We start from the raw sequence: 266 nt of genomic DNA, 5'->3' as shown, positions 1-266 counted from the left end.
TAGATAGGCCAGACCTGGAAGCACTGTAAGGTGTGAAGGCTACTGGTACTAATTGACCACAACAAACACCAACACACCGGTGAACAAACAAATAACAAGAATGAAGAAACAGTCACTGTCGTGACCGCGTCCACTATGCAGTATCTGACACAACACCCGAAAGCACACCTAAGGGTCTGAATGCTTCGTATGTTTGTCGGTGGTCAATAGCTGCAGGGAAACGCCCGGTCCCATTCCGAACCCGGAAGCTAAGCCTGCACACGCTG

At 50.0% G+C, this 266-nt stretch carries 1 rRNA gene; it reads left to right on the top strand.

The annotated features are described in order from the left end of the window. Positions 1-195 precede the first annotated feature (195 nt). Positions 196-266 (top strand): 5S ribosomal RNA (gene rrf, locus QP324_RS12070); the annotation flags it as partial.

It is taken from the genome of Corynebacterium sp. UMB0012, from assembly GCF_030216265.1.
Classification (GTDB): domain Bacteria; phylum Actinomycetota; class Actinomycetes; order Mycobacteriales; family Mycobacteriaceae; genus Corynebacterium.
This window is presented reverse-complemented; position numbering and strand designations above follow the sequence as displayed.